Consider the following 24,105-nt stretch of genomic DNA (forward strand, 5'->3'; position numbering starts at 1 on the left):
CGGCCGGCTCGGGAAAGGCCACCACGTCATGTAATCCGCACGTCTCGCCCGCCTTCGAAGCACTGCGTTGCACCACAAAAAACCCCGGCAGATCGCTCCGCCGGGGTTTCGTGTGTCTGACTTTGGTTGGCGTGGAGCTTAGAAGCCCATGCCGCCCATGTCGGGCATTGCAGGTGCAGCCGGCTTGTCGTCCGGACGCTCCACAATCGCCGCTTCGGTGGTGATCAGCAGGCCAGCAACCGAAGCTGCGTCCTGCAAAGCGACGCGGACCACCTTGGTCGGATCGATCACGCCGGCCTTCACCAGATTCTCGTAGGTGTCGGTCGCCGCGTTGAAGCCCTGCGTTTCGTCATTTTCGCGCAGCAGGTTGCCTGCAACGACCGCGCCATCATGGCCGGCGTTCTGGGCGATCTGCTTGATCGGGGCGGTGATCGCCTTGCGGATGATGTCGATGCCGCGGGTCTGGTCTTCGTTCGCACCCTTGAGGCCTTCGAGAGCCTTGGTGGCGTAAAGCAGAGCCGTGCCGCCGCCGGGGACGATGCCTTCTTCAACAGCGGCGCGGGTGGCATGGAGCGCGTCATCGACGCGATCCTTGCGCTCCTTCACTTCGACTTCAGACGCGCCGCCAACCTTGATCACGGCAACACCGCCAGCCAGCTTGGCCAGACGTTCCTGCAGCTTTTCACGATCGTAATCGCTGCTGGTGGCGTCGATCTGGGTGCGGATTTCCGACACGCGCGCCTTGATGTCGTCGGCTGAGCCTTCGCCATCGACGATCGTGGTGTTGTCCTTGTCGATCGAGACCTTCTTGGCCTGGCCGAGCATACCCACGGTGACGTTTTCGAGCTTGATGCCGAGGTCTTCGGAAATCATCTCGCCCTTGGTCAGGATCGCGATGTCCTGCAGCATCGCCTTGCGACGATCGCCAAAGCCCGGGGCCTTGACCGCAGCAACCTTGAGGCCGCCGCGCAGCTTGTTGACCACCAGGGTGGCCAGCGCTTCGCCTTCGATGTCTTCGGCAATGATCAGCAGCGGACGGCCCGACTGCACCACGGCTTCGAGGATCGGCAGCATCGCCTGCAGGTTCGACAGCTTCTTTTCGTGGATCAGGATGTAGGGGTTATCCAGTTCCACGGTCATTTTGTCAGGATTGGTGATGAAGTAGGGCGACAAATAGCCGCGATCAAACTGCATCCCTTCGACAACGTCGAGTTCGAATTCGAGACCCTTGGCTTCTTCAACCGTGATCACGCCTTCCTTGCCGACCTTGTCCATGGCTTCGGCGATCTTTTCGCCGACTTCACGGTCACCATTGGCCGAGATGATCCCGACCTGGGCGATTTCTTCCGAGCCCGAGACGTCCTTGGAACGGCTCTTGAGGTTTTCGACCACAGCGATCACGGCCTGATCGATCCCGCGCTTGAGATCCATCGGGTTCATGCCGGCGGCGACCGACTTCATGCCTTCAGTCACGATTGACTGGGCGAGCACGGTGGCGGTGGTGGTGCCATCGCCAGCTGAGTCATTCGCCTTGCTGGCGACTTCGCGCAGCATCTGCGCGCCCATGTTTTCGAACTTGTCCTTGAGCTCGATTTCCTTGGCGACGGTAACGCCGTCCTTGGTGATGCGCGGGGCACCGAAGCTCTTGTCGATGACGACGTTGCGGCCCTTGGGGCCGAGTGTCACCTTGACGGCGTTAGCGAGAATGTCGACGCCGCGCAGAATGCCTTCGCGGGCTTCGCGGCCGAACTTAACGTCCTTGGCTGCCATGATTGTTTCTCCTGAGATGAATTACGGATTGAAAGAGGCGTCAGGGATCAGGCGTTCAGCCCATGATCCCCATGATGTCGCTTTCCTTCATGATCAGCAGGTCTTCGCCGCCGATCTTGACTTCGGTGCCCGACCACTTGCCGAACAGGACGCGATCGCCAATCTTGACGTCGAGCGTGATGCGCGCGCCGGCATCGTCACGGGCGCCTTCGCCCACGGCGACGATTTCGCCTTCGCTTGGCTTTTCCTGTGCGCTATCGGGAATAATGATGCCGCCAGCGGTCTTCTGGTCGGCTTCGATGCGACGGACCACAACGCGGTCGTGCAGCGGACGAAATGCCATAATGATGACCTTTCCTGATAAGTTTGGGTTGCTTGGCACTCTCCGCTTGAGAGTGCCAACGAGGATGCATTTGGTTGTGATGGCCGAATGAATCAACCCCCGGACAGGCAAAAAATTTCGCCGAGGGCACGCTTTGCGCTGTCGGGGTGGCCAGCGCCGGTACGGTCGGTTATCGGGCGCGGGACGCCGTTGCCGCTTTCGCCGGCAGCTTCGGCATGATGCAATTGATGAAGCGACCCGAACCGATGACCAACCCCAAGCTAGCCGAACTCAACGCCCGCCTGTCCGAGGAATTCGATTTCGCGGCGCAAGCCTGGCAGTGGCTGCGCGACAGCATTCCGCAAATCGCGGGCGCGGTTGCAGTGCTGGTCATCGGCGTCATTCTGGCGCGGCTGTTGTCCAAGGGCGCGGACCGGGCGTTGAGCCGTTCGGGCCGGATTGAACCGACGGTGGCCAAATTCCTCGGCAATCTCATCAAATATGCGCTGTGGGTGGTGGTTGGCGTAACAGTGCTGACCCAGTTCGGGGTGCAGACCACCAGCATCATCGCTGCGCTGGGCGGCCTGGCCTTGGCGGTCGGCCTCGCTTTGCAAGGCACGCTCAGCAATGTTGCCGCCGGTGTGATGATCCTGATTCAGCGGCCGTTTCGCGTGGGTGAAGCGATCAACGCAGGCCAGGTGACGGGTATCGTGCAGGCGATCGGCCTGTTTACCACCGAGTTTCTGCAATATGACGGACTGTACGTCATGGCCCCCAACAGCGAGCTATGGAATAAGCCGATCATCAATTTCTCACGGATGCCCACGCGGCGGTTCGAACTGCTGGTCGGGATCGGCTACGATGACGATATCGGGCTGGCGCGCCAGGAACTGCTTGATCTGGCAAATGCCGATATCCGGGTGCTGGATGATCCGGCTCCGGTGGTGTTCGTTTCAGCGCTGGCCGACAGTGCGGTGACGATGGGGCTTCGGGTGTGGTGCAAAACCGAAGATTACCTCGGCCTCACCTGGGCGCTGACTGAAGCGTCAAAGCGCCGGTTTGACGACAAGGGCATCTCGATTCCCTTCCCGCAGCAAGAGGTTCATCACATCACGCAGCCGGCGAAGAAGAAGGCCAAGGCGCTGGCTGCCCCCGTGTCAGACCCAAAGCCTCACGGCGGTGCCAGCGCCAAATAAGCAAGGCCGCCGCGAAGAACAGCCCCGTAGCAAGGCCGATCCATACGCCCGTGCCTTCGAGCGGTGTGAAGAAACCCAGCCCGATCGACATGCCGATACCGGGCACCCAGTAACTGAAGATCGCAAACCACATCGGCACACGCGTATCCTGCAGCCCGCGCAGCGCGCCCGCCGCCACGGCCTGCACCCCATCGGCCAGCTGGAAAATTGCAGCGAGCGCCAAATATTGCAGCGCAAACGCCACCAGCGCGGCATTGGCGGCAGCGTCCGGATCAACATAAATGCGCAAGAGCAGGTTCGGGAACAGCACCATCGCGCCCGCCGTCAGCGCCATAAAGCCTGTGCCAATGGCAATCGCCACCCAGCCGGCGCGGCCCGCCCCCACGGCATCGCGTGCGCCATAGTGGTAGCCGACCCGGATGGCGGCAGCCTGTCCCACACCGAAGGGCACCTGAAAGGCGAGTGCCGCCAATTGCAAGGCGACCGTGTGGCCCGCCAGTTCCGCCGCGCCGAAGCGTCCCATCAGAAACGCCGCTGTCCCGAAGATGCCGGCCTCGGCGGTGATCGTCAGCGCGATCGGTGTGCCGATCTGGACAATCTGCCGAAACCGCGCCCAGTCCGGTGACCACAGCCGCCCGAACACGTGATAGCGGTGCAGCCGCCGGTCCATCCGAATCGCCAGCACATAGGCGCCCAGCGTGAAGAGGGCGGTGATGATCGTGGCGACGGCGGCGCCGGCAAGGCCCAGTTCGGGGGCGCCGAAATTGCCGAAAATGAAGACGTAATTGGCCGCGGCATTGACGAAGATGCCAAGGCCGGTGATCGCGGTCGCAAAGATCGGGCGGCCCAGTGCTGACACGAAGTTCCGCAGCACCCCGGCCAGCAGCATCGGTACCATCGAAATGACGATGACGTTGTTGTACTGGTTGGCAAAGGCGATGATCCCGGCTTGCTGGCCCGATATCCGCATGATCGGATCAAGCAGCAGGCATAGCCCTGTGCCACCGATACCCGCCAACAGCGCCAGCCACAGCGCCATGCGGACGGACCGCCGCACAGGGCGCAGCGCCGGCGCGCGGGCGCCGACCGCTTCGGCAATCAGCGGCGCGACCGCTCCGGTCAGCCCGGTCAGCGCCCACAACACCAGCCCGAACAGCGACACTGCCAGCGCCGATCCGGCCAGTTCCTGTTCGCCAAGCCGCGCGATGAAGATCACATCGACGGCATAGGTCAGCATCTGCAACAGATTGGCGGCCGCCAGCGGCCCTGCGAGCCCAATGGTCGCACGCAATTCCTGGCCCCAGCTGGGCGTTTGGAGAAGGGTTGCTTGTTGCATGTTCGTTCCGGATACCCGCCAAGGGCGGACCGCGCCGGATAGGCCTGTGTATGATTCGGGGAAAGCGCAAAAGCCGCGACAGTCGGAGCACGGAGAGCTTGGCACTGCCTGAGGCATCCCCAATAGCTGGAATAGCAGCAGCGTATCGCCCGCCTGTCCGGTTTAAGATTGGTACGATTGCGCTTTGCCGAATCGCTGCGTCGGCACATAGGCCAAGCGCTTGGGGGCGAATGTGAAAGACAACGGACCAATAGGTGGGGGGCCCGCCGGAGGCTGCGCCGAAGATCCAGATCCGGGCGGCCGTACGAAGGGTCGGCGGCGCCGTGCGCTGCCCGGCAGCGTGGTGTTGATCGCAGCGCTCACATTTCCCGAATTGTCCCTCGGTGCCGGTGATCTTGCGCGGAACGATGCCATAGTCGACCCGCCCGCGCCGGCGCCTGTGAAGCGGCCGACGTCCATCAAACCGGGGCTGACGCGGGCCCATCCGGTGCTGTCGGGGGTACGCTATGCCGCGATCATAAATCAGGACAGTGTCCCGCCGCAAATCGCTGCGCTGCCGCTGCCCGACACTCGGTCTCTTGTCCCGGCCAGCGCGCGGGCGTTGCCGGATACCCAGCCTGCTGCCAGCCTGCCGGTTCCCGATACCTTGCTGCCTTCGCCGATGGCGTCGTCTGTCCCCGGTTGCATGCCCGAGGCATCACACCAGCCCTCGCTGCCGGTCAAGCTGGCCGCCAATGTTGCAGTGGCACCCGTTCCGGAATTGGCCTCAATGCCGTCCGTCACAGCTGCCTCGCCGGACGTGAGCGCCGACGCGGATCGGGCGCCTGCCATTTTGTCCCCCGGTGTGGAGGCATCATCGTTTGCGCGTGGGGAGATGATCGCGGAAGCTGCCGTGGCGGCTACGCCCCTGGATGGGCCCTCGCCTGTGATCCTATCGCAAATGGCGCCTGCTGCCGCGCCGCCATCAGAGCCGGCCGCGGCCATGTCTGCGGCGGTGGCCGTATCTGTCGCGTCGTCTGCGGCTGCCGCGCCCAGCCCGTCCCAACCCGACCTAGCGCGGATCGCCGCCGTCCGGACTCCACCCAAACGTGCGCCGCACCTCGCACTGCTCCTCACGCCAAAGCCTGCCGCCGCCGTGCCACTTGCGCGCACGTCCAGCCCGGCCTTTGCGGCGCCGCCCTCGGCCACCGACCGCGTGGCCTCGCCTCTGGCCACGGCCCGGTTGGTCACTCGCGTCGACGGCAAGGCCGCAGGTGCAGTGGAGTTCCAGCAGACCCCCGCCGGGCTCAAGGTTCGGCTCGGCGCGATTGCCGAAGTTCTGTCCGATCGCTTCGATGACGCGCAGCTGGTCCGAATCCGTGGCTCGGCGGCGGGAAATGCCTATCTGTCGCTTGCAGAATTGCAGGCGAAGGGCATCCCGATCAGCTATGATCCGGTCTATGACGAGTTCAACATAGGCCTGACCGACACTCGGCCCAAGGCTGCACGCAAGGTTCACATGGACCAGATCTCCGCGCCCGAGCGCGGGGCAGGTGCCACTCGCATGGATCAGATGCGGCGCTAGACCCTAGTCGTTGGCGCAAGGCCCTTGCGTGATTTCATAGGGCGTACGACCCTCTTCCTCTGCCACCAGCTTGACGCACCAGTTTGCGCCCGCCTGTGTCGTCATGGTCGAGAGCACGGCGCGCGTATCGGCAGCCAAGGTGGTCGACCCGCGGTGCCGCGACGTCGACCGCCCTGTCAGATCAAGGCTGTAGCTCACCTTTTGCGCGCGCGGCGACAGGCCGATCAGCTGAACTTCAAGCATTCCGTCATGCTCGCGCACATTAAGGGTCAGGGCGTTATCGGTCATGGCGGGCACCGTGGCATGAGAAAGGAGAGCAAGCGCGAGTGCGCGTGCGGGCAAGGCAAGTGTCATGGCGCGCGGCCTCCGAGCTGGTTGATGAGCGCATTGATCAGCGCCTGGGTTTCTTCCCCAAAGCTGGCGGTATCGGGTTGCCCCTCTTCAGGCCGACGAGAGGCGCTGGGCTGTGATGTGCTCAGTGCGATCGAGGCGATCGCCTGATTGCTGAGATCCGCGCTCGACGCTCCGCCCCGCGCCAGCCGCTCGATTACCTGATCGACGCTGGGGAGCGCACTGGTTTCCAGATCGCCGCGCAGCAGCCGGTCCTCGGCGCTGAGCGGACGTTCGGACAGCGCCGCAAACTCCGCTGCGCGAGTCTCGATCCGATTCCGGCACAATGCCGCGATCACTGGAACATCGGGTGGTTCATTGCAGATGTCGGTGCCTTCGATCGCCTGCATCAGCACCCGCCGTTCGGCCAGGGATAGCTGTGCCAGCGTCGCATTGAGATCGCTCTGTGAAAGTTGCGCCATCCCCAGGCCGCCTTGTCCGCGCGCGCTGATCTGGCGGTCCGGGGCGCGGCCCTCGGCGCGCAAGGCTGCGTCGGCGGGGGTTTGCATCAGGCTGGTCCGCGGCGGCGGGGGCTGGGCGGGGCGGGCGGTGGCGTCCAGATAGCCCCGGCCCGGTCCCGTGTGTGTATCGGACGCAGGCATTTCGATTTGATGGGCTTCGGTGCGGCTGGCAGGCGGGCTTTGCGTGTCCTGCTGCGCGCGCGCGAATACAGGGGAACTGATCACGCTTAGCATGATGCCGGCGAAAGGCAGCCAGTCGCGCATCGCCTTGCCCTAGCCCCCGCTGCCCGGTTGGCTCTGTGTAACCAGCATGGTCGCGCCGCCGGTTTGCGTGATATTGAGATCGGTCAGGCCGTATCCGTCTTGGGTCCATTCAAGCCGGTTGCCGCTGTCAAGTTGAGTCGCGGTCATGCGGTTGCCATCGCCCTGTTGCTTGAGCCGAGCGCCGTTGTCGCTGCCATCCTGAGTGAGCGTAATATGATTATCATTGCCGCTCTGGAGAATTTCGGCCCCGGTCCGTTCGGCACTAAAGACCTCACGCTGCAAAACGATGGCCACGTTGCGATTACCATCCTGCAGCAAAGAAAGACTGGCCGTACCATCGCCGTCCTGTTCGGCTGTCGCTTTGTTGCCATTGCCGTTTTGCGTGATGAGCGCGCGGTGGGGGGCGGTGCCATTTTGGGCGAGAACGGTTTGGTTGTCGTCGCCGTTCTGAATCACTCTGGCCAAGCTATTGGAATTGGTCTGCGTAATCGTTGCGCGGCTGCCGTCACCGATCTGCATGACATAAACGCCGCGATCGGGCGCGTCCTGCGCGAGCGCGGCTGGCGCCGTGATCATTCCGACAGACAAAATCATGGCCGCTGCGCCTGAGCGGATCAGGTTGAGGGAATGTGTCGCCATGATCTGTCCTTGTTAACGGAAAAAAGGGCCCCGGGCGAGAGCGACGCTCCCGCCCGGGGCCTGTGCATTTACATGCCTTGAGTGACCATGGCGGTGTTGCCCGTGCCGTTCTGATTGACGGTCGACATATTGTGATCGCTCAGTTGGTTCACCGTTGCAGCGTTGTTGGTGCCGGCCTGGATGATGAACGATTCGTTCAGATCGCCCGACTGGGTCACCATGGCGCTGTTGAGGGCGCCGTTCTGGCTGATTTCGGACTCGTTCATATCCCCGCCCTGGTTCGCGCTGGCGAAGTTGTTGGACGGCGACTGCGGCGCGGCGATCTGATCGTTGATCTGCGTGATCAGGCTGGTGTTGTCGTTGCCGGCCTGAACCGATGAGGCATCCATGCCGCGGCTGGCAATACGACCGTCTTGAAAGACGTTCTGATTGATCGTGCTGGTGTTGTTGTTACCAATCTGATCGATCATTGCACTGGAAAGCTGCCCACGCTGGTTGATGATGGCATTATTGCTGTCGCCGGTCTGGGACACGCCGACTTCAGCAGGGATGTCGCTGTTACCGGTGCTGTTATCAAAGCCCGACTGCAGAATGTCGGCTTCGTTGTTGTTGCCGCCCTGCAAGACATTGATATCGCCACGCGCTGCCGTCTGGGTTGCAGTGGTGCGGTTATTGTCACCTGTCTGCACGATCAGCGCCTCCTGACCACTGGTCTGGAAGTTGTTCCCGGCCTCACGTCCTTGTGTCAGTTCGGCAAGGTTGTTGTTGCCTGACTGAACCACTGAACCAGACGAATCGAGCCCGGTCTGAACGATATCGGAGGTGTTGTTGTCACCCGACTGGTTAACCATTGCGACGCCGCCCGCATCATCCGCCTGGACAACGTCCGACACATTAAGGGTGCCGCTTTGGGTCACTGACGCAACGGCCTTGGTGCTGGTCTGCTGGATGTCGCTGTCGTTCTTCAGGCCCGACTGGTCTACCGCCGCTTCGTTGCCGGCACCCTGCTGATTGACCACGCTTTTGCTCTCGGTGTCAGCCTGCGCAACATTTGCGAAGTTGCTGCTTCCGCCTTGCGTAGTGGTCGAGTCCAGATCTTGTCCGGTCTGTTCAGTCGACGCGACATTGCCGGTGCCGGTTTGCGTGATCGTGGCATCCTGGCGAGCGGGCCGAATGGTTGAAAGCTGGTTGACGGTTGCATCATTGAAATCACCGGTTTGCGCAACGGTGGCATTGCTGCGATTGCCGCCGGCGCCTCCGTTCTGCTCCTGACGAACATTGGCCATATTGGAATTGCCAAGCTGGTTCACACCCGCAGACGAAAACGACGAGGGATCCTGGTCAATGGTGGCGAAGTTGTCGTCACCGGTCTGCACGATCCCTGCGACTGATGTGTTCAGCGCATTGCCGACCTGGTTGGAATTGCCATTCTGCGTGGTGAAGGCCTGGTTGCCGTCGCCGGTCTGGTAGGTTTCGGCTTCCTGAGACACGCCCGTCTGCGTGATCCGGGCAAAGCTGTCGCCGTTCTGGTTGACCTGCGCCTGATTGCGGTCGGCCCCAGCTTGGGTGATTTCGGCCTCGGCTCCGTCACCTGCCTGGTCGATCCGCGCTTGGTTCGGCCCAGTAGTCTGTCCAGCGACTGTCCCTGTACCGCTCTGGCCGATGGTCGCCTTGCCGTTGGTGCCCACTTGCGCGACGTCGGCTTCGTTAAAAGCGTTGGTCTGCGTCACGTTGGCTTGGTTGTTGTCACCACTTTGGTCGATGTCCGAATTGAGGCTGGAGCCGTTCTGCGTGACTGTGGCGCTGCCGTTGGTGCCCGTCTGGTCGACGGTCGAAATGCTCTGACCAAAGGCCGGAGCGGCGATGGCGAGCGCCAGGATTGAAGCGCCGGTAAAGATTGTCTTTTTCATGTGTACATCCTTCATTTTGGAGTGTTCAATGCGACAGAACGAGTGTGTTTTCAGTCCAGAATCGATGATGTCCTGGTGCAATGGCCCCACCCGGACCAATGCGGTCCAAGAGGGAATTCCTTGTAATTGGTGAAGACGAACAGCAGCCGCGCTGCTGCGATCACGCGTGCGCATGCTGTGTGGCCGACCATCAAATCTGGAGCTTGTGCCGCGCTGGGGTGGCATGCCGTCATGGGCACGGGTCGCTCGGCATTCATGGTTGCATCCGCCTTTACGTTAGGCGATACCAAGCATTGGCCGCGACGCGGTAAGACGTCGGGCCGTTTCAGGTTATCGCTAGCCTACACCTCGCGCGCATTGGAGTTGCCGCTCCTTTGCGTGCTTTATTTTTTGCGGCCCAGTCGGCGCTTCACGCGCTCTCTGGATTTGTCCCGTCCGACGATGAAGTCCTTCGGAAAACTCGTTGCAGCGTCACGAACCGTCGCGTCGCTCATCCAGCTTGTCACCATCAACCACGGTCAGCGCGGTCAATGACCCTGCGCGCTTGACCGCTTTCTGGATATCGCTGGCATCATAAATTCCGTCCCGCTCGGCGCGGTAGGCGGCCAGCAGCGGCATGGCGGATGCCATGTCGTTGAAACGCCACAGATCCAGTTCCACACCCTCGAGCACAAGCCCGTAAACGGCTTTTTCGATCGCCTGCTGCAGCGCAATCTGATCAGGCTCGTTCGAAGTGATCCCGGCTTCGGCTTCCAGCAATTCGCGGAAAGCCACAAACTTGAATGCGCTGGCGCCCAGCGCCTGACTGGCAATGGTCTTGGATGTTGTGACGTTGGCGAGCACTTCGCCAGTGCGGACCGACACCGCCCGCAAATACACCGTAACGGTGTCCTGCCGGTATTCGGTCCGCGCGCCAATGCCAAGGAATGCTGCGCCTGCGCCGCCGGTTACGGTGTTGGTATCGTAACCGACAATGCCGCCTTCCAGCAGCACGCCGGCAAACAACAAAGCGGGCAGAGCGCTGGGATCGACCTCCTGTTCACCAAGATAACGCTTGCGCATTTCGCCAATGATCTGGCGTTCCTTCAACAGGTTATCCAGGCGCTCACGTTCAACCACGGTAAACCAGCCACGATTGCCTGCGTCCTGAAGTGCCTTGACCAGCATTGAGCTGGCGCCCTGTGTGACGGCGCGCGACAGAGTTTGGCCTTGGGAACTCGGCTTGAACTGTCCGGTCTGATCAGTGAACCCGTAAACCGCAATCGCCACGGGCCGCTGCGGTGCCGGCAGCTGATTGAGCAGTGTTTGGGTCTGCGTTTTCTTTGGAAAATAGGCGAGGCTGGTGGTGGTCGGCAGCGCATTCCGGCCGTCTTGCGGCATGTTCATGCAGCCGCTCAGAGCGGTTATCGACAGCGAAGCCAAAACAAAGGGCAAAAGGTTACGCATGGCCGGCTCAGTTCACTTCGATGAACAGCGGCACGACAATGCGGGTTTCTTCACCTGTGGTGTCGTTGCGAATGATCAGTGTAACTTCTTCGAGCGAACGGAAGAATTCGATGGTTTGGCCGCCAAAGCTGATCGTGCCCGACTCTTGCGGGTTGTCGCCAAAGATCGCATCGACGATTTGCGAGGACAGCGCCGAAAGCAGCCGCGATTGTAGCTGGCGTGAAAAAATGTCGGCCTGCGAATTGCTGGTTGATGCACGCGGATCGCGAAAATCATTATTGGCGTTGGCAACGCCGAGGACGTGCTGGGAATTGAACGGATTGCCGCCGAACGTAGGACTTATTGGTTGATGAACCAGATCTTGCGCTACCAACGGGCCACTTGCCAACAGGACGCACGCCAGAAGGCATGATTTGTAGATGCGCATGAAATCCCCCAAACTTACCAAGGAACAGCCGCATGGGGTATTTTCCCCATTGCTTTCCGTTCTGAGCCTGTTTCGGCTCCGCGACTCGGTGGCTGCATGTTAGGCCTTATTAACAAGGTGTAAAGTAACTTTGGCTGGGCCTTTCAAATCGTCCACATGCTAGACAGTTGCAAAAGCTGCATTTATTGCCAAATTGATGCGAGGGGCAAAGACTGCGACATTACTCGAAGGCGTTAAAAGTTTGCGTGAATCCGCGTATCACGCGTCACCGTGTCACACGATATGCCGTGCTCGCCGTGCGATCGGGTCGCTTGTAAAGCCGACCGAGCGGAGCGATCGGTCGTGCCGATTATGCGCCAAAATGCTGATCGTCAGGAAAGCCCAGTTTGGCGCGTGATAACGCAAACCCCATGGTCCGGGCGCTGTGGTCGCTGCTTGGAATCGGTGCAGTCTCGGTACAGCTTCGCTCGCGCCACACCCTGCCGGTGCGGCGCGGCTCCGGTCGGAAGGCAACGAAAAGGGCGACACCATCGCTGATGCCGCCCTCCCATCTGCGAACGCTTCAAGACGCTCGCAAAACTTTTCGTCAAGATTACTTGAGCTCGACGGTGCCGCCGGCTGCTTCGATCTTGCCCTTGATTTCTTCGGCTTCAGCCTTGTTGACGCCTTCCTTGATGGCCTTGGGAGCCGATTCAACGAGGGTCTTGGCTTCCGTCAGGCCGAGGCCGGTGATCGCGCGGACTTCCTTGATGACCTGGATCTTCTTCCCGCCGTCGCCGGTCAGGATGACATCGAATTCAGTCTGCTCTTCCACGGCTTCAGCAGCAGCAGCGGGGCCAGCGGCAACCGCGACAGCAGCAGCGGCGGAAACGCCCCATGCTTCTTCGAGGGCCTTGGCGAGGTCGGCTGCCTCAAGGACGGTCAGCTTCGAAAGTTCTTCAACAAGCTTGGCAATATCAGCCATGATGGTTCACTCCAATTTGTGGCGGGGCCGGACACCGTGTCCAAAGCCCAAAGATTGTGTCGTCTGACGAAAAAGCGTCTCTTAGGCTGCCTTGTCCGCGTAAGCGGCGAAAACACGGGCGACCTTCGCGGCGGGTGCGGTAACGACCTGGGCGATCTTCGTCGCAGGTGCGTTGACCAGACCGATGAGCTTGGCGCGCAGCTCGTCGAGGCTGGGCATCGAGGCAAGTGCCTTGATTCCGGCTTCGTCGAGAACGACCGAACCCATCGAACCGCCGACGATTTCAAGCTTGTCGTTCGTCTTGGCGAATTCGACAGCGGCCTTTGCAGCCGCGACCGGGTCTGTCGACCAGGCCAGCCCGACCGGGCCGGTGAGCATGTCACCAAGCCCGACATAGTCGGTGTTTTCCAGGGCGAGATTGGCGAGACGGTTCTTCGCAACCTTGTAGGTGGCACCAGCATCGCGCATCTTCAGACGCAGGGCGGTGGACTGAGCCACCGTCATGCCAAGGTTACGGGTGACAACCACCACGGCAACCTCGTTGAAGACCGCATTGAGCTGGGCAACCGCGTCGGCTTTCTGCGAACGATCCATGCCATACTCCTTCACTAATGGCCGAACGGGCGGCTGCCCGAACGACCGGCTACGTTTGTCCGCGCACAGCACCACGAAGGCACCAAAGCACGGGCGAGTCCGTTCGAAAGGGAAGGAGGGTGTGTGCCACCATCAAGGCTGGCACGCGGGCGGTTGCTTGCGCAGGCCGCCGGAATCTCGTTTCCCCGTCTAGGCTGGACATTAAGAAGGCTCGATTGCCTTCACCAACTGTCTCGGACGGATGACCTTTTGATTGGTCGGCGCCGCACTTACTCTTGCGGGGTTGCGAGTCAAGCCGTTTGTCCGAACGCAGGAACCCTTCCAGCCTGAGCCCGCGGTTGTTTGAACGCGGCAAACCCTTGGTAAAGCCTGCGGCTTTGCGTTATGTCATCGTATCATGACCCCCGCAGAGCCCATCGACCCCGACTCCCGGCCGGACGTGCCGGACATCGCGGCAGGAAAGCTGTTCAAGTGGATCGAACAGGGCCTGCTGATGGTTGCCGCAATCATGACGCTGGTCGCCGCAGGAACCGAGGTCTGGTCGGTCTATCAGCGCGGGTCGATTGTGCTGGCCGACATCCTGCTGATGTTTCTTTACACTGAGGTGATCGCGATGATCGCGGTGTTCTACACCGGCAAGGGATCGTCCTTCGTCTTCCCGATCTTCATCGCGATCACCGCGATCGCCCGGCTGATCGTGCTGCAAGGCAAGGACATGGATGCACAGAACGTCGTTTATGAATCGGGCGCCATCTTGTTGCTGGCGTTTGCGGCGCTTGTGATGGGGCGTCTGCGCTCCGACTAACGGGCTTTGGCGGGGCAGGGCAATGTCAATCCAGTCGGTTTGCTATTCCACGTCGTAAGCCAGCAGATCGCCCGGTTGGCATTCGAGTTCGCGGCAGATCGCAGCGAGGGTGGAAAAGCGGATCGCCTTGGCCTTGCCGGTCTTGAGGATCGACAGGTTGGCGAGGGTGAGGCCCACCCGTTCGGCCAACTCGGTCAGCGTCATGCGGCGGGCGTAAAGCAGGTCGTCGAGTTTGACCATGATGCGGGTGCCTTCGATGTCGTCGTTGGTGGGTGGCATCACACGGTCCCTTCGAGGTCTTCACGCAACGCGCCGCCGTGACGGAACACGCGGGCGAGGATGAATAGCGTGAGAGGGGCGATCAGGGTGATGACCAACTCGATGGCGTCGGCTAACAATTCACTGCCCGGCGATATTGATTCCGTTGTTGCGCCAGTCGTGGCGGCATAAAACAGGAAAGCAGCTTCGGTTGCCCACATTAATAATGCAAGCCCGCCCATCAATCGCAACCGCCGCGAATTTTTTGTGTCGAACGGGTCGCCCAAAGCTACGCTCGCAACTATTGCGCGCAGGAGCCGGATAAACGCGATTTGCACAACCATAAACACCAGAAGCCCTAGCAACATCAGTCCATCGAAAGGTGTCAAACCATTAGGGGACGGAGTTTGCATGATAACAAACGGGACCATGACCACCCCGATCGCAAGCATGGCGGCAACAGCGTAGAAAACCACTAGCAGCGCTGTGAGAAACAGCCGGGTGCCATTCATCAGCGGAGTTGTTTGGGTATCGGACATTGGTATCTCCTACAGGTTGTTGGGTTTAGGCAACCTCAGATACGACCAGCGGCGCAGCGGCGTTGGTTGGCGCAGGCGGCACCGTGGTAATGGCGGCGACCGTGCTAAGTGTGAGGGTGATGGCAGCGACAGCGGCGAAGGCTTGGTTCAGAAAGTGATTCATATCGATCTCCTTGATTGAGCGTATTGTTGTTCGATAAACTTTCTTTAAGAGCGATTTGGCATATCGTCAATCAATAATATTGCTTTTCGATATTTCTGACGTCGTTCTTCGCTAATTTCACGATTTCGCTCGGGCCACAGACGATGTGAGCGAGACGCTGGCGTTGACACCGCGGCGGGGCAATCCTACATGCTTGGCTTCGCGACCGCTTCGAGCAAGGTTGATTCATTCGCGGTGGATCAATCCGGGAAGGAAGCCTCGCCGCCCGCTTCGCGACGTACATATTCAATGCTGCTGCCGCTTTCCGTTTTAAACGGAAGGTTTGGCCAAGCGGCTTTTGTGCGTTGATGAAGGGCTGATCTCTCCGCGCGGTTTGACACAGTTTTCCTGTCCGCGCGGCACCCCCGCGCGGCCCAATCAAAGAGGCCCTACCCTCCATGGCAACCAAGGCGAAGCCGCACGCAACCCGCAGCCGTAAGGCGCAAGGGACCGCGAAAAAGCGCATCCGCAAGATCTTCGGCGACATCCACGAAGTGGTGCAGATGCCGAATCTGATCGAAGTTCAGCGTGAAAGCTACGAGCAGTTCCTGCGCTCCGACAAGGCCACTGGCTACGTCTCGGGCTTGGAAAAGACCTTGCGTTCGGTGTTCCCGATCCGCGATTTCGCCGGCACCGCCGAGCTTGATTTCGTGCATTACGAACTCGAAGATCCCAAGTACGACACCACCGAGTGCCGTCAGCGCGGCATCACCTACGCAGCGCCGATGAAGGTGACGCTGCGCCTGATCGTGTTCGAGGTTGATAGCGAAACCGAAACCCGCTCGGTCCTCGATATCAAAGAGCAGGACGTGTACATGGGCGACATGCCCTTGATGACGGACAACGGCACCTTCATCATCAACGGCACCGAGCGTGTGATCGTGTCGCAGATGCACCGTTCGCCGGGCGTGCTGTTCGATCACGATCGCGGCAAGACGCACTCGTCGGGCAAGCTGCTGTTTGCAGCCCGCGTCATTCCCTACCGTGGCTCGTGGCTCGATTTCGAATTCGACGCCAAGGACATCGTCAACGTCCGTATCGACCGCAAGCGCAAGCTGCCGGTCACGGCGCTGCTGTATTCGCTCGGACTGGATGCTGAAGAAATCCTGCAACAGTTTTACAACACGGTCGTGTGGGAGCGCGCGAAGGACGGCTGGAAGATTCCGTTCCTCGCCGAAGCCTGGCGCGGTGTGAAGCCGACCTTCCCGCTGATCGATGGCGTCACGGGCGAGGAAGTCTTCCCCGCCGGCACGAAGATCAGTCCGCGCGCTGCCAACAAGGCCGCCAAGGATGGTCTGACCGAACTGCTGCTGCCCACCGAAGAAGTCGTCAGCCGCTACGCTGCGGTCGACATGATCGACGAGGCGACGGGCCGCATTCACATCGAAGCCGGTGACGAATTGACGCTTGAGCACATCGAGGCCTTTGACAAAGCCGGGATCGATAGCCTGCCGTTGCTCGATATCGACGAAATCAACACCGGTCCGTGGATCCGCAACACGCTCAAGGCCGACAAGGCCGAGAACCGTGATGAAGGTCTGGAAGCGATCTACAAGGTCATGCGTCCGGGCGAACCGCCGACGAAGGAAACCGCCGAGGCGCTGTTCGAAGGCCTGTTCTTCGATGCCGAACGCTATGACCTTTCGGCTGTGGGCCGTGTGAAGCTCAACATGCGTCTGGCGCTTGAGTGCGAAGACACTGTCACCACACTGCGCAAGGAAGATATTCTGGCCGTGGTGAAGGAGCTTGTCGGTCTCAAGGACGGCAAGGGCGAAGTTGACGACATCGACAACCTCGGCAACCGCCGGGTTCGTTCGGTGGGCGAATTGCTGGAAAACCAGTACCGCGTTGGCCTGCTGCGCATGGAGCGCGCCGTGAAGGAGCGCATGTCGTCGGTTGATGTGTCGACCGTGATGCCGAACGATCTGATCAACGCCAAGCCCGCCGTGGCCGCCGTGCGTGAATTTTTCGGCTCCTCGCAGCTGTCGCAGTTCATGGACCAGACCAACCCACTGTCGGAAGTCACCCACAAGCGCCGCGTTTCGGCCTTGGGCCCGGGTGGTCTCACCCGTGAGCGCGCAGGCTTTGAAGTCCGCGACGTTCACCCCACGCACTATGGCCGCATCTGCCCGATCGAAACGCCGGAAGGCCCGAACATCGGTCTGATCAACAGCCTCGCGTCGTTCAGCCGCGTCAACAAGTACGGTTTCATCGAAACTCCGTACCGCAAGGTTGTGGACGGCAAGGTGACGGCTGATGTGGTCTATCTTTCCGCCATGGAAGAGCAGCGCCACACCGTTGCGCAGGCTTCGGCCGGGCTCAATGAAGACGGCAGCTTTGTGGAAGAGCTGGTTTCGGCCCGCCACAACAGCGACAACCTGATGGCGCCGCGTGAACACGTGACGCTGATGGATGTCAGCCCGAAGCAGCTGGTTTCGGTTGCCGCATCGCTGATCCCGTTCCTGGAAAACGATGACGCCAACCGCGCACTGATGGGCTCGAACATGCAGCGTCAGGCTGTACCGCTGGTCAAGGCCGAAGCGCCTTGGGTGGGTACCGGCATGGAAGAAACCGTGGCGCGTGATAGCGGCGCGGCGATTGCGGCCAAGCGCGGCGGGATCGTCGATCAGGTGGACGCCACCCGTATCGTGATCCGCGCCATCGGTGATGTCGAAGCCGGCCAGTCGGGCGTGGACATCTACACGCTGCAGAAGTTCCAGCGTTCTAATCAGAACACCTGCATCAACCAGCGTCCGCTGGTGAAGGTGGGTGACGTGATCGAACAGGGCGACATCATTGCCGATGGACCATCGACCGATCTGGGCGAACTGGCGCTGGGCAAGAACAGCCTCGTCGCGTTCATGCCGTGGAATGGCTACAATTACGAAGACTCCATCCTGATCAGCGAACGTATCGTGAAGGACGATGTCTTCACCTCGATCCATATCGAGGAGTTCGAAGTCATGGCGCGTGACACGAAGCTCGGACCGGAAGACATCACCCGCGACATTCCCAATGTCGGCGAGGAAGCCCTGCGCAACCTCGACGAAGCGGGCATTGTCTACATTGGTGCAGAAGTTCACCCCGGTGACATTCTGGTCGGCAAGATCACGCCCAAGGGCGAATCCCCGATGACCCCGGAAGAAAAGCTGCTGCGCGCGATTTTCGGCGAAAAGGCGAGCGATGTGCGTGACACATCGCTGCGGCTGTCGCCGGGCGTGGCGGGCACTGTGGTCGAAGTCCGGGTGTTCAACCGTCACGGTATCGAAATCGACGATCGTACCCGTGCGATTCAGAACGAGGAAATCGAACGTCTTCGCAAGGATGCGGCAGACGAGCGCGCCATCCTCAACCGGGCGACCTACAACCGCTTGCGGGATATGCTGATCGGTCAGACCGCTTCGGCTGCGCCGAAGGGCGCGAAGAAGGGCGTCGAGATCACCGCCGAGATGCTCGAAGAGCTTGAACGGTTCGAATGGTTCAAGTTCGCTGTGGCGGATGATGGCCGTCAGACTCAAATCGAAGCGGTGAAGTCGCAATATGACGAAGCCGTGGCGATCATCGATGCCAAGTTCCAGGACCGTAAGGAAAAGCTGGAACGCGGCGATGAACTCGCTCCGGGCGTGCTCAAGATGGTCAAGGTGTTCGTGGCGGTGAAGCGCAAGCTGCAACCGGGCGACAAGATGGCGGGTCGTCACGGCAACAAGGGTGTGATCAGTCGCATCCTGCCGGCCGAGGATATGCCGTTCCTGGCTGATGGGACGCCGGTGGATATCGTGCTCAATCCCCTGGGCGTGCCATCGCGCATGAACGTGGGCCAGATCTTTGAAACGCACCTTGGCTTTGCTGCCCGGGCGCTGGGTCATGAGATCAGGGACATGCTCGCCGATTGGCGCGCACAGCACCCCGATGCCGCGGAAGATTTCGCCGGGATCAAGCCGCCCGAAGCGGTGGTTGACCGTCTGAAGGACATCTACGGCGACCAGTACTTCGAGGATCTGAACGGCCGTGCAACCGCCGATATCGTCGAATTGGCCGGCAATCTATCGGCCGGCGTGCCGATGGGTACCCCGGTGTTTGATGGTGCACGTGAGCCTGACGTCACCGAAATGCTGATCAAGGCGGGCATCGATTCGTCGGGTCAGTCCACGCTGTATGATGGCCGCACCGGCGATGCGTTTGACCGTAAGGTGACCGTGGGCATTATCTACATGCTCAAGCTGCACCACTTGGTCGACGACAAGATCCATGCGCGTTCCATCGGGCCGTACAGCCTTGTTACCCAGCAGCCGCTGGGCGGTAAGGCGCAGTTCGGCGGACAGCGGTTCGGCGAAATGGAATGCTGGGCGTTGCAGGCTTATGGCGCGGCCTACACCTTGCAGGAAATGCTTACCGTTAAGTCCGATGACGTCGTCGGCCGGACCAAGGTGTACGAAGCGATCGTCAAGGGTGACGATACTTTCGAAGCCGGCATTCCCGAGAGCTTCAACGTGCTCGTCAAGGAAATGCGCTCTCTGGGCCTGAACGTCGAGCTGACTTCGATCCTCGATGAGGACGAAGACCAGACCGATTACAGCGCGATTGCAGCGGAATAAGGCGCGGGGGCCGGATGTGCCCCCGCCACGCCGCCTGATAGTTTCATCCCTCAAGGGAACACAGTCATGAACGACCTGACCAAATTCACCAACCAGCTGGCGAAGCCCGAAACCTTCGACCAGATCCAGATCGGCATCGCCAGCCCCGAGCGTATTCGTTCGTGGTCCTTTGGCGAGATCAAGAAGCCCGAAACCATCAACTACCGCACGTTCAAGCCTGAACGTGATGGCCTGTTTTGCGCGCGTATCTTTGGTCCCGTGAAGGACTACGAGTGCCTGTGCGGCAAGTACAAGCGCATGAAGTACAAGGGCGTCGTTTGCGAAAAGTGCGGCGTCGAAGTCACCGTGACCAAGGTGCGCCGTGAGCGCATGGGCCATATCGAACTAGCGGCGCCGGTTGCGCACATCTGGTTCTTGAAGTCGCTGCCGTCGCGCATCGGCCTGCTGCTCGACATGCAGCTCAAGCAGCTTGAGCGCGTGCTCTACTTCGAAAGCTATATCGTCACCGAACCGGGCCTCACCCCGCTGGAGAAGTTCCAGCTGATGACTGAAGACGAACTGCTCGAAGCGCAGGACGAATACGGCGAAGACGCCTTCACCGCCGATATCGGCGCGGAAGCCGTGCGCACCATGCTGATGTCGCTTGACCTCGAAAACGAGCGTGATGTCCTGATGGAAGAGCTGGCGACCACCAAGTCGCTGCTCAAGCCCAAGAAGATTATCAAGCGGCTGAAGGTCGTCGAAAGCTTCATCGATTCCGGTAACCGTCCGGAATGGATGATCCTCGAAGTGATCCCCGTGATCCCGCCCGAGCTGCGCCCGCTGGTGCCGCTGGATGGTGGCCGTTTTGCGACCTCGGATCTCAACGATCTGTATCGCCGTGTGATTAACCGCAACAACCGTCTGAAGCGCCTGATCGAACTGCGTGCGCCGGACATCATCGTGCGCAACGAAAAGCGGATGTTGCAGGAAGCTGTTGACGCGCTGTTCGACAACGGCCGCCGCGGCCGCGTGATCACGGGCGCCAACAAGCGTCCGCTCAAGTCGCTGTCCGACATGCTCAAGGGCAAGCAGGGCCGCTTCCGGCAGAACCTTCTCGGCAAGCGCGTCGACTATTCGGGCCGTTCGGTGATCGTCACCGGGCCGGAATTGAAGCTGCACCAGTGCGGCCTGCCCAAGAAGATGGCGCTCGAGCTGTTCAAGCCGTTCATCTACGCGCGTCTGGATGCCAAGGGCCTTTCGATGACCTTGAAGCAGGCCAAGAAGTGGGTCGAGAAGGAGCGCAAGGAAGTCTGGGACATCCTGGACGAAGTGATCCGCGAGCACCCGGTGCTGCTCAACCGCGCGCCGACGCTGCACCGCTTGGGCATTCAGGCGTTTGAGCCAGTGTTGATCGAAGGCAAGGCGATCCAGTTGCACCCTCTGGTGTGTTCGGCCTTCAACGCTGACTTTGATGGTGACCAGATGGCGGTCCACGTGCCGCTTTCGCTGGAAGCCCAGCTTGAAGCGCGCGTGCTGATGATGTCGACCAACAACATCCTCTCGCCCGCCAACGGCAAGCCGATCATCGTGCCTTCGCAGGACATGGTTCTGGGCATCTACTACCTCTCGATGGAGCGGCAGGAGAAGTTCCCGGAATATCTCGACAATGCCGATGGCACCAAGGTCGAACGTCTCGCGCGATTCTCGGATATGGCCGAAGTGCACCAGGCGCTCGAAGCCAAGGCCGTGACGCTCCACACCCGTATTCTCGCCCGCGTTCCGCAGGCCGATGAAGACGGCAAGGTGGCCATGAAGCGGTTTGAAACCACGCCGGGCCGGATGCTGATCGGTGAATGTCTGCCGAAGAACCACAAGGTCCCCTTCGACATCATCAACCGTCTGCTGACCAAGCGCGAGATCGGTGACGTAATCGATCAGGTGTATCGTCACACCGGCCAGAAGGACACCGTGCTGTTTGCCGATGCCATCATGTCGCTCGGCTTCCGTTACGCGTTCAAGGCCGGGATCAGCTTCGGCAAGGACGATATGATCATCCCTGAGGCCAAGATCGAACTGGTCGAAAGCACCAAGGGGCTGGTTGCTGAGTACGAGCAGCAGTATCAGGACGGTCTGATCACGCAGCAGGAAAAGTACAACCGCGTGGTCGATGCGTGGTCGAAGTGTGGTGACCTTGTGGCCGACGCCATGATGGAGCGCATCAAGGCGACCCCGATCGATCCTGAAACGGGTCGCGAAGCCCAGATCAACTCGATCTACATGATGAGCCACTCCGGTGCCCGTGGTAGCCCAGCGCAGATGAAGCAGCTCGGCGGGATGCGCGGTCTTATGGCCAAGCCTTCGGGCGAGATCATCGAGACGCCGATCATCTCGAACTTCAAGGAAGGTTTGACCGTTCTTGAATACTTCAACTCGACCCACGGCGCCCGTAAGGGTCTGGCCGATACCGCGTTGAAGACGGCGAACTCGGGCTACCTCACTCGCCGTCTGGTCGACGTGTCGCAGGATTGCGTCATCGTTGAAGAAGACTGCAAGACCGAAAACGCCCTCGAAATGCGTGCGATCGTTCAGGGCGGTTCCGTGATCGCCTCGCTCGGTGAGCGTATTCTGGGCCGCACCGTGGCCGAGGACATTCTCAACGCGGCAACCGGCGAAGTCATCGTTCCCTCGGGCACTTTGCTTGATGAAGCGATGGTCAAGGACATCGAAGCGGCAGAAGTGCAGTCAGCGCGGATCCGTTCGCCGCTGATCTGTGAAGCGGAACAGGGCGTGTGCGGCACCTGCTACGGGCGCGATCTAGCTCGTGGTACGCCGGTGAACATTGGTGAAGCTGTCGGCGTTATCGCTGCGCAGTCGATCGGTGAGCCCGGCACTCAGCTAACGATGCGGACCTTCCACATCGGCGGCGCGGCGCAGCTTAACGAGACCTCGCACCTCGAAGCGATTTCGGAAGGCCGCATCGAGCTTCGCGACATGCCCACCATCTCGGACAAGCAGGGCCGAATCCTTAGCCTTGCCCGTAACGGTGAAATTGCTGTGATCGATGCCGAAGGCCGCGAGCGCGAAATGCACAAGGTTCCCTACGGGACTGTCATCAAGTTCAAGGATGGCGATCACGTGAAGATCGGCGATCGTATCGCCGAGTGGGATCCGTTCACGCTGCCGATCATCACCGAACAATCGGGTGTAGTGAAGTATCAGGATCTGATTGAGGGCATCACGCTCGAAGAACAGGTCGATGATGCCACCGGCATTGCCCAGCGCGTTGTCACGGAAAACCGTGCAACGGGCCGCAAGAAGAAGGAAGACCTGCGTCCACGCATGACCCTTCTGGCGGAAGGCAGCGGTGAAATCGAAGCAGCGCGGTATATGCTTGCTCCGGGCACGACGTTGTCGGTGACGGATGGTGACACGGTGCAGGCGGGCGACATTCTCGCGCGTGCCAGCCGCGAAGCTGCCAAGACCCGCGACATCACCGGCGGTCTGCCACGTGTTGCCGAACTGTTCGAAGCGCGTATGCCCAAGGATGTATCGGTGATCGCCAAGATTTCCGGCCGGATAGAATTTGTCCGCGAATACAAGGCGAAGCGCAAGATCGCGATTATTCCTGAGGAAGGGGATCCGGTGGAATACCTGATCGCCAAAACCAAGGTGATCGACGTTCAGGAAGGCGATTTCGTGAAGAAGGGTGACACCCTTGTTTCCGGATCGCCCAACCCGCACGACATTCTGGAAGTCATGGGCGTCGAAGCGCTGGCCGAGTATCTCGTTGACGAGATCCAGGAAGTCTATCGCTTGCAGGGCGTGAAGATCAACGACAAGCACATCGAGGTGATCGTTCGCCAGATGCTGCAGAAGGTCGAGATCACCGATGGCGGGGACACCACCCTGCTGCCGGGCGAACAGATTGATCTGGCAGAAATGCTGGAGATCAATGGCAAGCTGGGCAAGGGCAAGCAGGGCGCGTCGGGCAATCCGGTGCTGCTCGGCATCACCAAGGCTTCGCTCCAGACGCGCAGCTTCATTTCGGCAGCCTCGTTCCAGGAGACCACCCGCGTGCTGACGCAGGCGGCGGTTGAAGGGAAGAAGGATACGCTGATCGGTCTGAAGGAAAACGTGATCGTGGGCCGCCTCATTCCTGCCGGTACGGGTGCAGGCATGAACCGTCTGCGTGTTACGGCCAACAGCCGCGATGCGGCGCTGAAAGCCGCCTGGAAGAAGCAGCAGGACGCGCTTGTGGCGACCGGCAAGCGCGAAGCCGAACCGGCGGCCGATGCCGTCGGATCGGAAGAGAAGATGAAGGCCGCAATGGCCGCGATGGCGTCCGCAGCCCCCGCATCCGATGTGGACGATGCTGGCGAGGAATAGTTTTCGCTGCATAATCGCTATCTCAGCACGAATGGCCCCGCCCGAGCATCTGCTC

General features: G+C 60.6%; 19 protein-coding genes. 5 read left to right on the plus strand and 14 right to left on the minus strand.

The features are described from left to right. Window positions 1-138: 138 nt before the first annotated feature. Both groL and ACRANW_RS04050 read right to left on the minus strand, forming a co-directional pair. Window positions 139-1,770 (minus strand): chaperonin GroEL, encoded by a 1,632-nt coding sequence (gene groL / locus ACRANW_RS04045; protein ID WP_479433257.1) that lies wholly within the window; start codon window positions 1,768-1,770, stop codon window positions 139-141. Window positions 1,771-1,825: 55 nt separating this feature from the next. Further along, window positions 1,826-2,113: a co-chaperone GroES gene (locus ACRANW_RS04050; RefSeq protein WP_479433258.1), complete on the minus strand. Its 288-nt coding sequence runs from the start codon at window positions 2,111-2,113 to the stop codon at window positions 1,826-1,828. Window positions 2,114-2,259: 146 nt separating this feature from the next. On the opposite strand from ACRANW_RS04050, the gene ACRANW_RS04055 reads away from it, so the two are divergent. Continuing rightward, a complete protein-coding gene (locus ACRANW_RS04055) occupies window positions 2,260-3,288 on the plus strand; it encodes a mechanosensitive ion channel family protein (protein ID WP_479433259.1) in 1,029 nt (342 codons plus the stop codon). On the opposite strand, the gene ACRANW_RS04060 is transcribed toward ACRANW_RS04055, so the two are convergent. Continuing rightward, window positions 3,203-4,624, minus strand: coding sequence for an MATE family efflux transporter (locus ACRANW_RS04060; RefSeq protein ID WP_479433260.1), 1,422 nt, complete (start codon window positions 4,622-4,624; stop codon window positions 3,203-3,205). The genes ACRANW_RS04055 and ACRANW_RS04060 overlap by 86 nt on opposite strands. A 439-nt stretch (window positions 4,625-5,063) precedes the next feature. On the opposite strand from ACRANW_RS04060, the gene ACRANW_RS04065 reads away from it, so the two are divergent. Beyond that, window positions 5,064-6,188, plus strand: a complete 1,125-nt coding sequence (locus tag ACRANW_RS04065; protein WP_479433261.1) for a hypothetical protein — start codon at window positions 5,064-5,066, stop codon at window positions 6,186-6,188. A 3-nt stretch (window positions 6,189-6,191) separates the two neighbouring features. On the opposite strand, the gene csgH is transcribed toward ACRANW_RS04065, so the two are convergent. From csgH to rplJ, 8 genes are all read right to left on the minus strand, one after another. Then, complete coding sequence (gene csgH, locus ACRANW_RS04070; RefSeq protein WP_479433262.1) at window positions 6,192-6,476, minus strand: curli-like amyloid fiber formation chaperone CsgH; 285 nt, start codon at window positions 6,474-6,476, stop codon at window positions 6,192-6,194. A 62-nt stretch (window positions 6,477-6,538) separates the two neighbouring features. Further along, window positions 6,539-7,303: a hypothetical protein gene (locus ACRANW_RS04075; RefSeq protein ID WP_479433263.1), complete on the minus strand. Its 765-nt coding sequence runs from the start codon at window positions 7,301-7,303 to the stop codon at window positions 6,539-6,541. Window positions 7,304-7,312: 9 nt separating this feature from the next. Next, window positions 7,313-7,942: a hypothetical protein gene (locus ACRANW_RS04080; protein ID WP_479433264.1), complete on the minus strand. Its 630-nt coding sequence runs from the start codon at window positions 7,940-7,942 to the stop codon at window positions 7,313-7,315. 68 nt (window positions 7,943-8,010) lie between these two features. Continuing rightward, window positions 8,011-10,026, minus strand: coding sequence for a beta strand repeat-containing protein (locus ACRANW_RS04085; protein ID WP_479433265.1), 2,016 nt, complete (start codon window positions 10,024-10,026; stop codon window positions 8,011-8,013). A 297-nt stretch (window positions 10,027-10,323) separates the two neighbouring features. Continuing rightward, entirely contained in the window at window positions 10,324-11,238 is a 915-nt protein-coding gene (locus tag ACRANW_RS04090) for a CsgG/HfaB family protein (RefSeq protein ID WP_479433266.1), read from the minus strand. A 67-nt stretch (window positions 11,239-11,305) separates the two neighbouring features. After that, entirely contained in the window at window positions 11,306-11,725 is a 420-nt protein-coding gene (locus ACRANW_RS04095; protein WP_479433267.1) for a curli assembly protein CsgF, read from the minus strand. Between the two features lie 592 nt (window positions 11,726-12,317). After that, the gene (gene rplL / locus ACRANW_RS04100; protein ID WP_479433268.1) at window positions 12,318-12,689 is read right to left on the minus strand and encodes a 50S ribosomal protein L7/L12; all 372 of its coding nucleotides are present in this window, start codon (window positions 12,687-12,689) and stop codon (window positions 12,318-12,320) included. 81 nt (window positions 12,690-12,770) lie between these two features. Further along, window positions 12,771-13,283 carry a 50S ribosomal protein L10 gene (rplJ, locus tag ACRANW_RS04105; protein ID WP_479433269.1) on the minus strand — a complete coding sequence of 171 codons (513 nt, stop codon included), beginning with the start codon at window positions 13,281-13,283 and terminating at the stop codon, window positions 12,771-12,773. A gap of 397 nt (window positions 13,284-13,680) precedes the next feature. Here rplJ and ACRANW_RS04110 point away from each other — a divergent pair, with 397 nt between their 5' ends. Next, window positions 13,681-14,088 (plus strand): phosphate-starvation-inducible protein PsiE, encoded by a 408-nt coding sequence (locus ACRANW_RS04110; protein WP_479433270.1) that lies wholly within the window; start codon window positions 13,681-13,683, stop codon window positions 14,086-14,088. Between the two features lie 42 nt (window positions 14,089-14,130). Here ACRANW_RS04110 and ACRANW_RS04115 read toward each other — a convergent pair whose 3' ends face one another. From ACRANW_RS04115 to ACRANW_RS04125, 3 genes are read right to left on the minus strand one after another with little or no spacing between them, the layout of a single operon-like run. Beyond that, window positions 14,131-14,367: a helix-turn-helix domain-containing protein gene (locus ACRANW_RS04115; protein WP_479433271.1), complete on the minus strand. Its 237-nt coding sequence runs from the start codon at window positions 14,365-14,367 to the stop codon at window positions 14,131-14,133. Then, on the minus strand, window positions 14,367-14,885 hold the full coding sequence (locus ACRANW_RS04120) for a DUF2975 domain-containing protein (protein WP_479433272.1): 519 nt from the start codon (window positions 14,883-14,885) through the stop codon (window positions 14,367-14,369). The genes ACRANW_RS04115 and ACRANW_RS04120 overlap by 1 nt, the downstream gene beginning before the upstream one ends. A gap of 25 nt (window positions 14,886-14,910) precedes the next feature. Next, a complete protein-coding gene (locus tag ACRANW_RS04125; protein WP_479433273.1) occupies window positions 14,911-15,048 on the minus strand; it encodes a hypothetical protein in 138 nt (45 codons plus the stop codon). 437 nt (window positions 15,049-15,485) lie between these two features. On the opposite strand from ACRANW_RS04125, the gene rpoB reads away from it, so the two are divergent. After that, window positions 15,486-19,682 (plus strand): DNA-directed RNA polymerase subunit beta, encoded by a 4,197-nt coding sequence (gene rpoB, locus ACRANW_RS04130; protein ID WP_479433274.1) that lies wholly within the window; start codon window positions 15,486-15,488, stop codon window positions 19,680-19,682. Between the two features lie 66 nt (window positions 19,683-19,748). Next, complete coding sequence (gene rpoC, locus ACRANW_RS04135) at window positions 19,749-24,050, plus strand: DNA-directed RNA polymerase subunit beta' (protein ID WP_479433275.1); 4,302 nt, start codon at window positions 19,749-19,751, stop codon at window positions 24,048-24,050. The last annotated feature ends 55 nt before the right edge of the window (window positions 24,051-24,105 follow it).

It is taken from the genome of Erythrobacter sp. 'gip.4 top 5' (assembly GCF_056495765.1).

Bases quoted from the DNA above. Each gene is read 5' to 3' on its own strand.
- ACRANW_RS04120 (WP_479433272.1), bottom strand. From the start codon at position 14,885: ATGTCCGATACCCAAACAACTCCGCTGATGAATGGCACCCGGCTGTTT.
- ACRANW_RS04115 (WP_479433271.1), bottom strand. From the start codon at position 14,367: ATGCCACCCACCAACGACGACATCGAAGGCACCCGCATCATGGTCAAA.
- ACRANW_RS04125 (WP_479433273.1), bottom strand. From the start codon at position 15,048: ATGAATCACTTTCTGAACCAAGCCTTCGCCGCTGTCGCTGCCATCACC.
- ACRANW_RS04050 (WP_479433258.1), bottom strand. From the start codon at position 2,113: ATGGCATTTCGTCCGCTGCACGACCGCGTTGTGGTCCGTCGCATCGAA.
- ACRANW_RS04075 (WP_479433263.1), bottom strand. From the start codon at position 7,303: ATGCGCGACTGGCTGCCTTTCGCCGGCATCATGCTAAGCGTGATCAGT.
- groL (WP_479433257.1), bottom strand. From the start codon at position 1,770: ATGGCAGCCAAGGACGTTAAGTTCGGCCGCGAAGCCCGCGAAGGCATT.
- rplJ (WP_479433269.1), bottom strand. From the start codon at position 13,283: ATGGATCGTTCGCAGAAAGCCGACGCGGTTGCCCAGCTCAATGCGGTC.
- ACRANW_RS04110 (WP_479433270.1), top strand. From the start codon at position 13,681: ATGACCCCCGCAGAGCCCATCGACCCCGACTCCCGGCCGGACGTGCCG.
- ACRANW_RS04060 (WP_479433260.1), bottom strand. From the start codon at position 4,624: ATGCAACAAGCAACCCTTCTCCAAACGCCCAGCTGGGGCCAGGAATTG.
- ACRANW_RS04090 (WP_479433266.1), bottom strand. From the start codon at position 11,238: ATGAACATGCCGCAAGACGGCCGGAATGCGCTGCCGACCACCACCAGC.
- ACRANW_RS04095 (WP_479433267.1), bottom strand. From the start codon at position 11,725: ATGCGCATCTACAAATCATGCCTTCTGGCGTGCGTCCTGTTGGCAAGT.
- ACRANW_RS04080 (WP_479433264.1), bottom strand. From the start codon at position 7,942: ATGGCGACACATTCCCTCAACCTGATCCGCTCAGGCGCAGCGGCCATG.
- rpoC (WP_479433275.1), top strand. From the start codon at position 19,749: ATGAACGACCTGACCAAATTCACCAACCAGCTGGCGAAGCCCGAAACC.
- rplL (WP_479433268.1), bottom strand. From the start codon at position 12,689: ATGGCTGATATTGCCAAGCTTGTTGAAGAACTTTCGAAGCTGACCGTC.
- csgH (WP_479433262.1), bottom strand. From the start codon at position 6,476: ATGACCGATAACGCCCTGACCCTTAATGTGCGCGAGCATGACGGAATG.
- rpoB (WP_479433274.1), top strand. From the start codon at position 15,486: ATGGCAACCAAGGCGAAGCCGCACGCAACCCGCAGCCGTAAGGCGCAA.
- ACRANW_RS04085 (WP_479433265.1), bottom strand. From the start codon at position 10,026: ATGCGCACGCGTGATCGCAGCAGCGCGGCTGCTGTTCGTCTTCACCAA.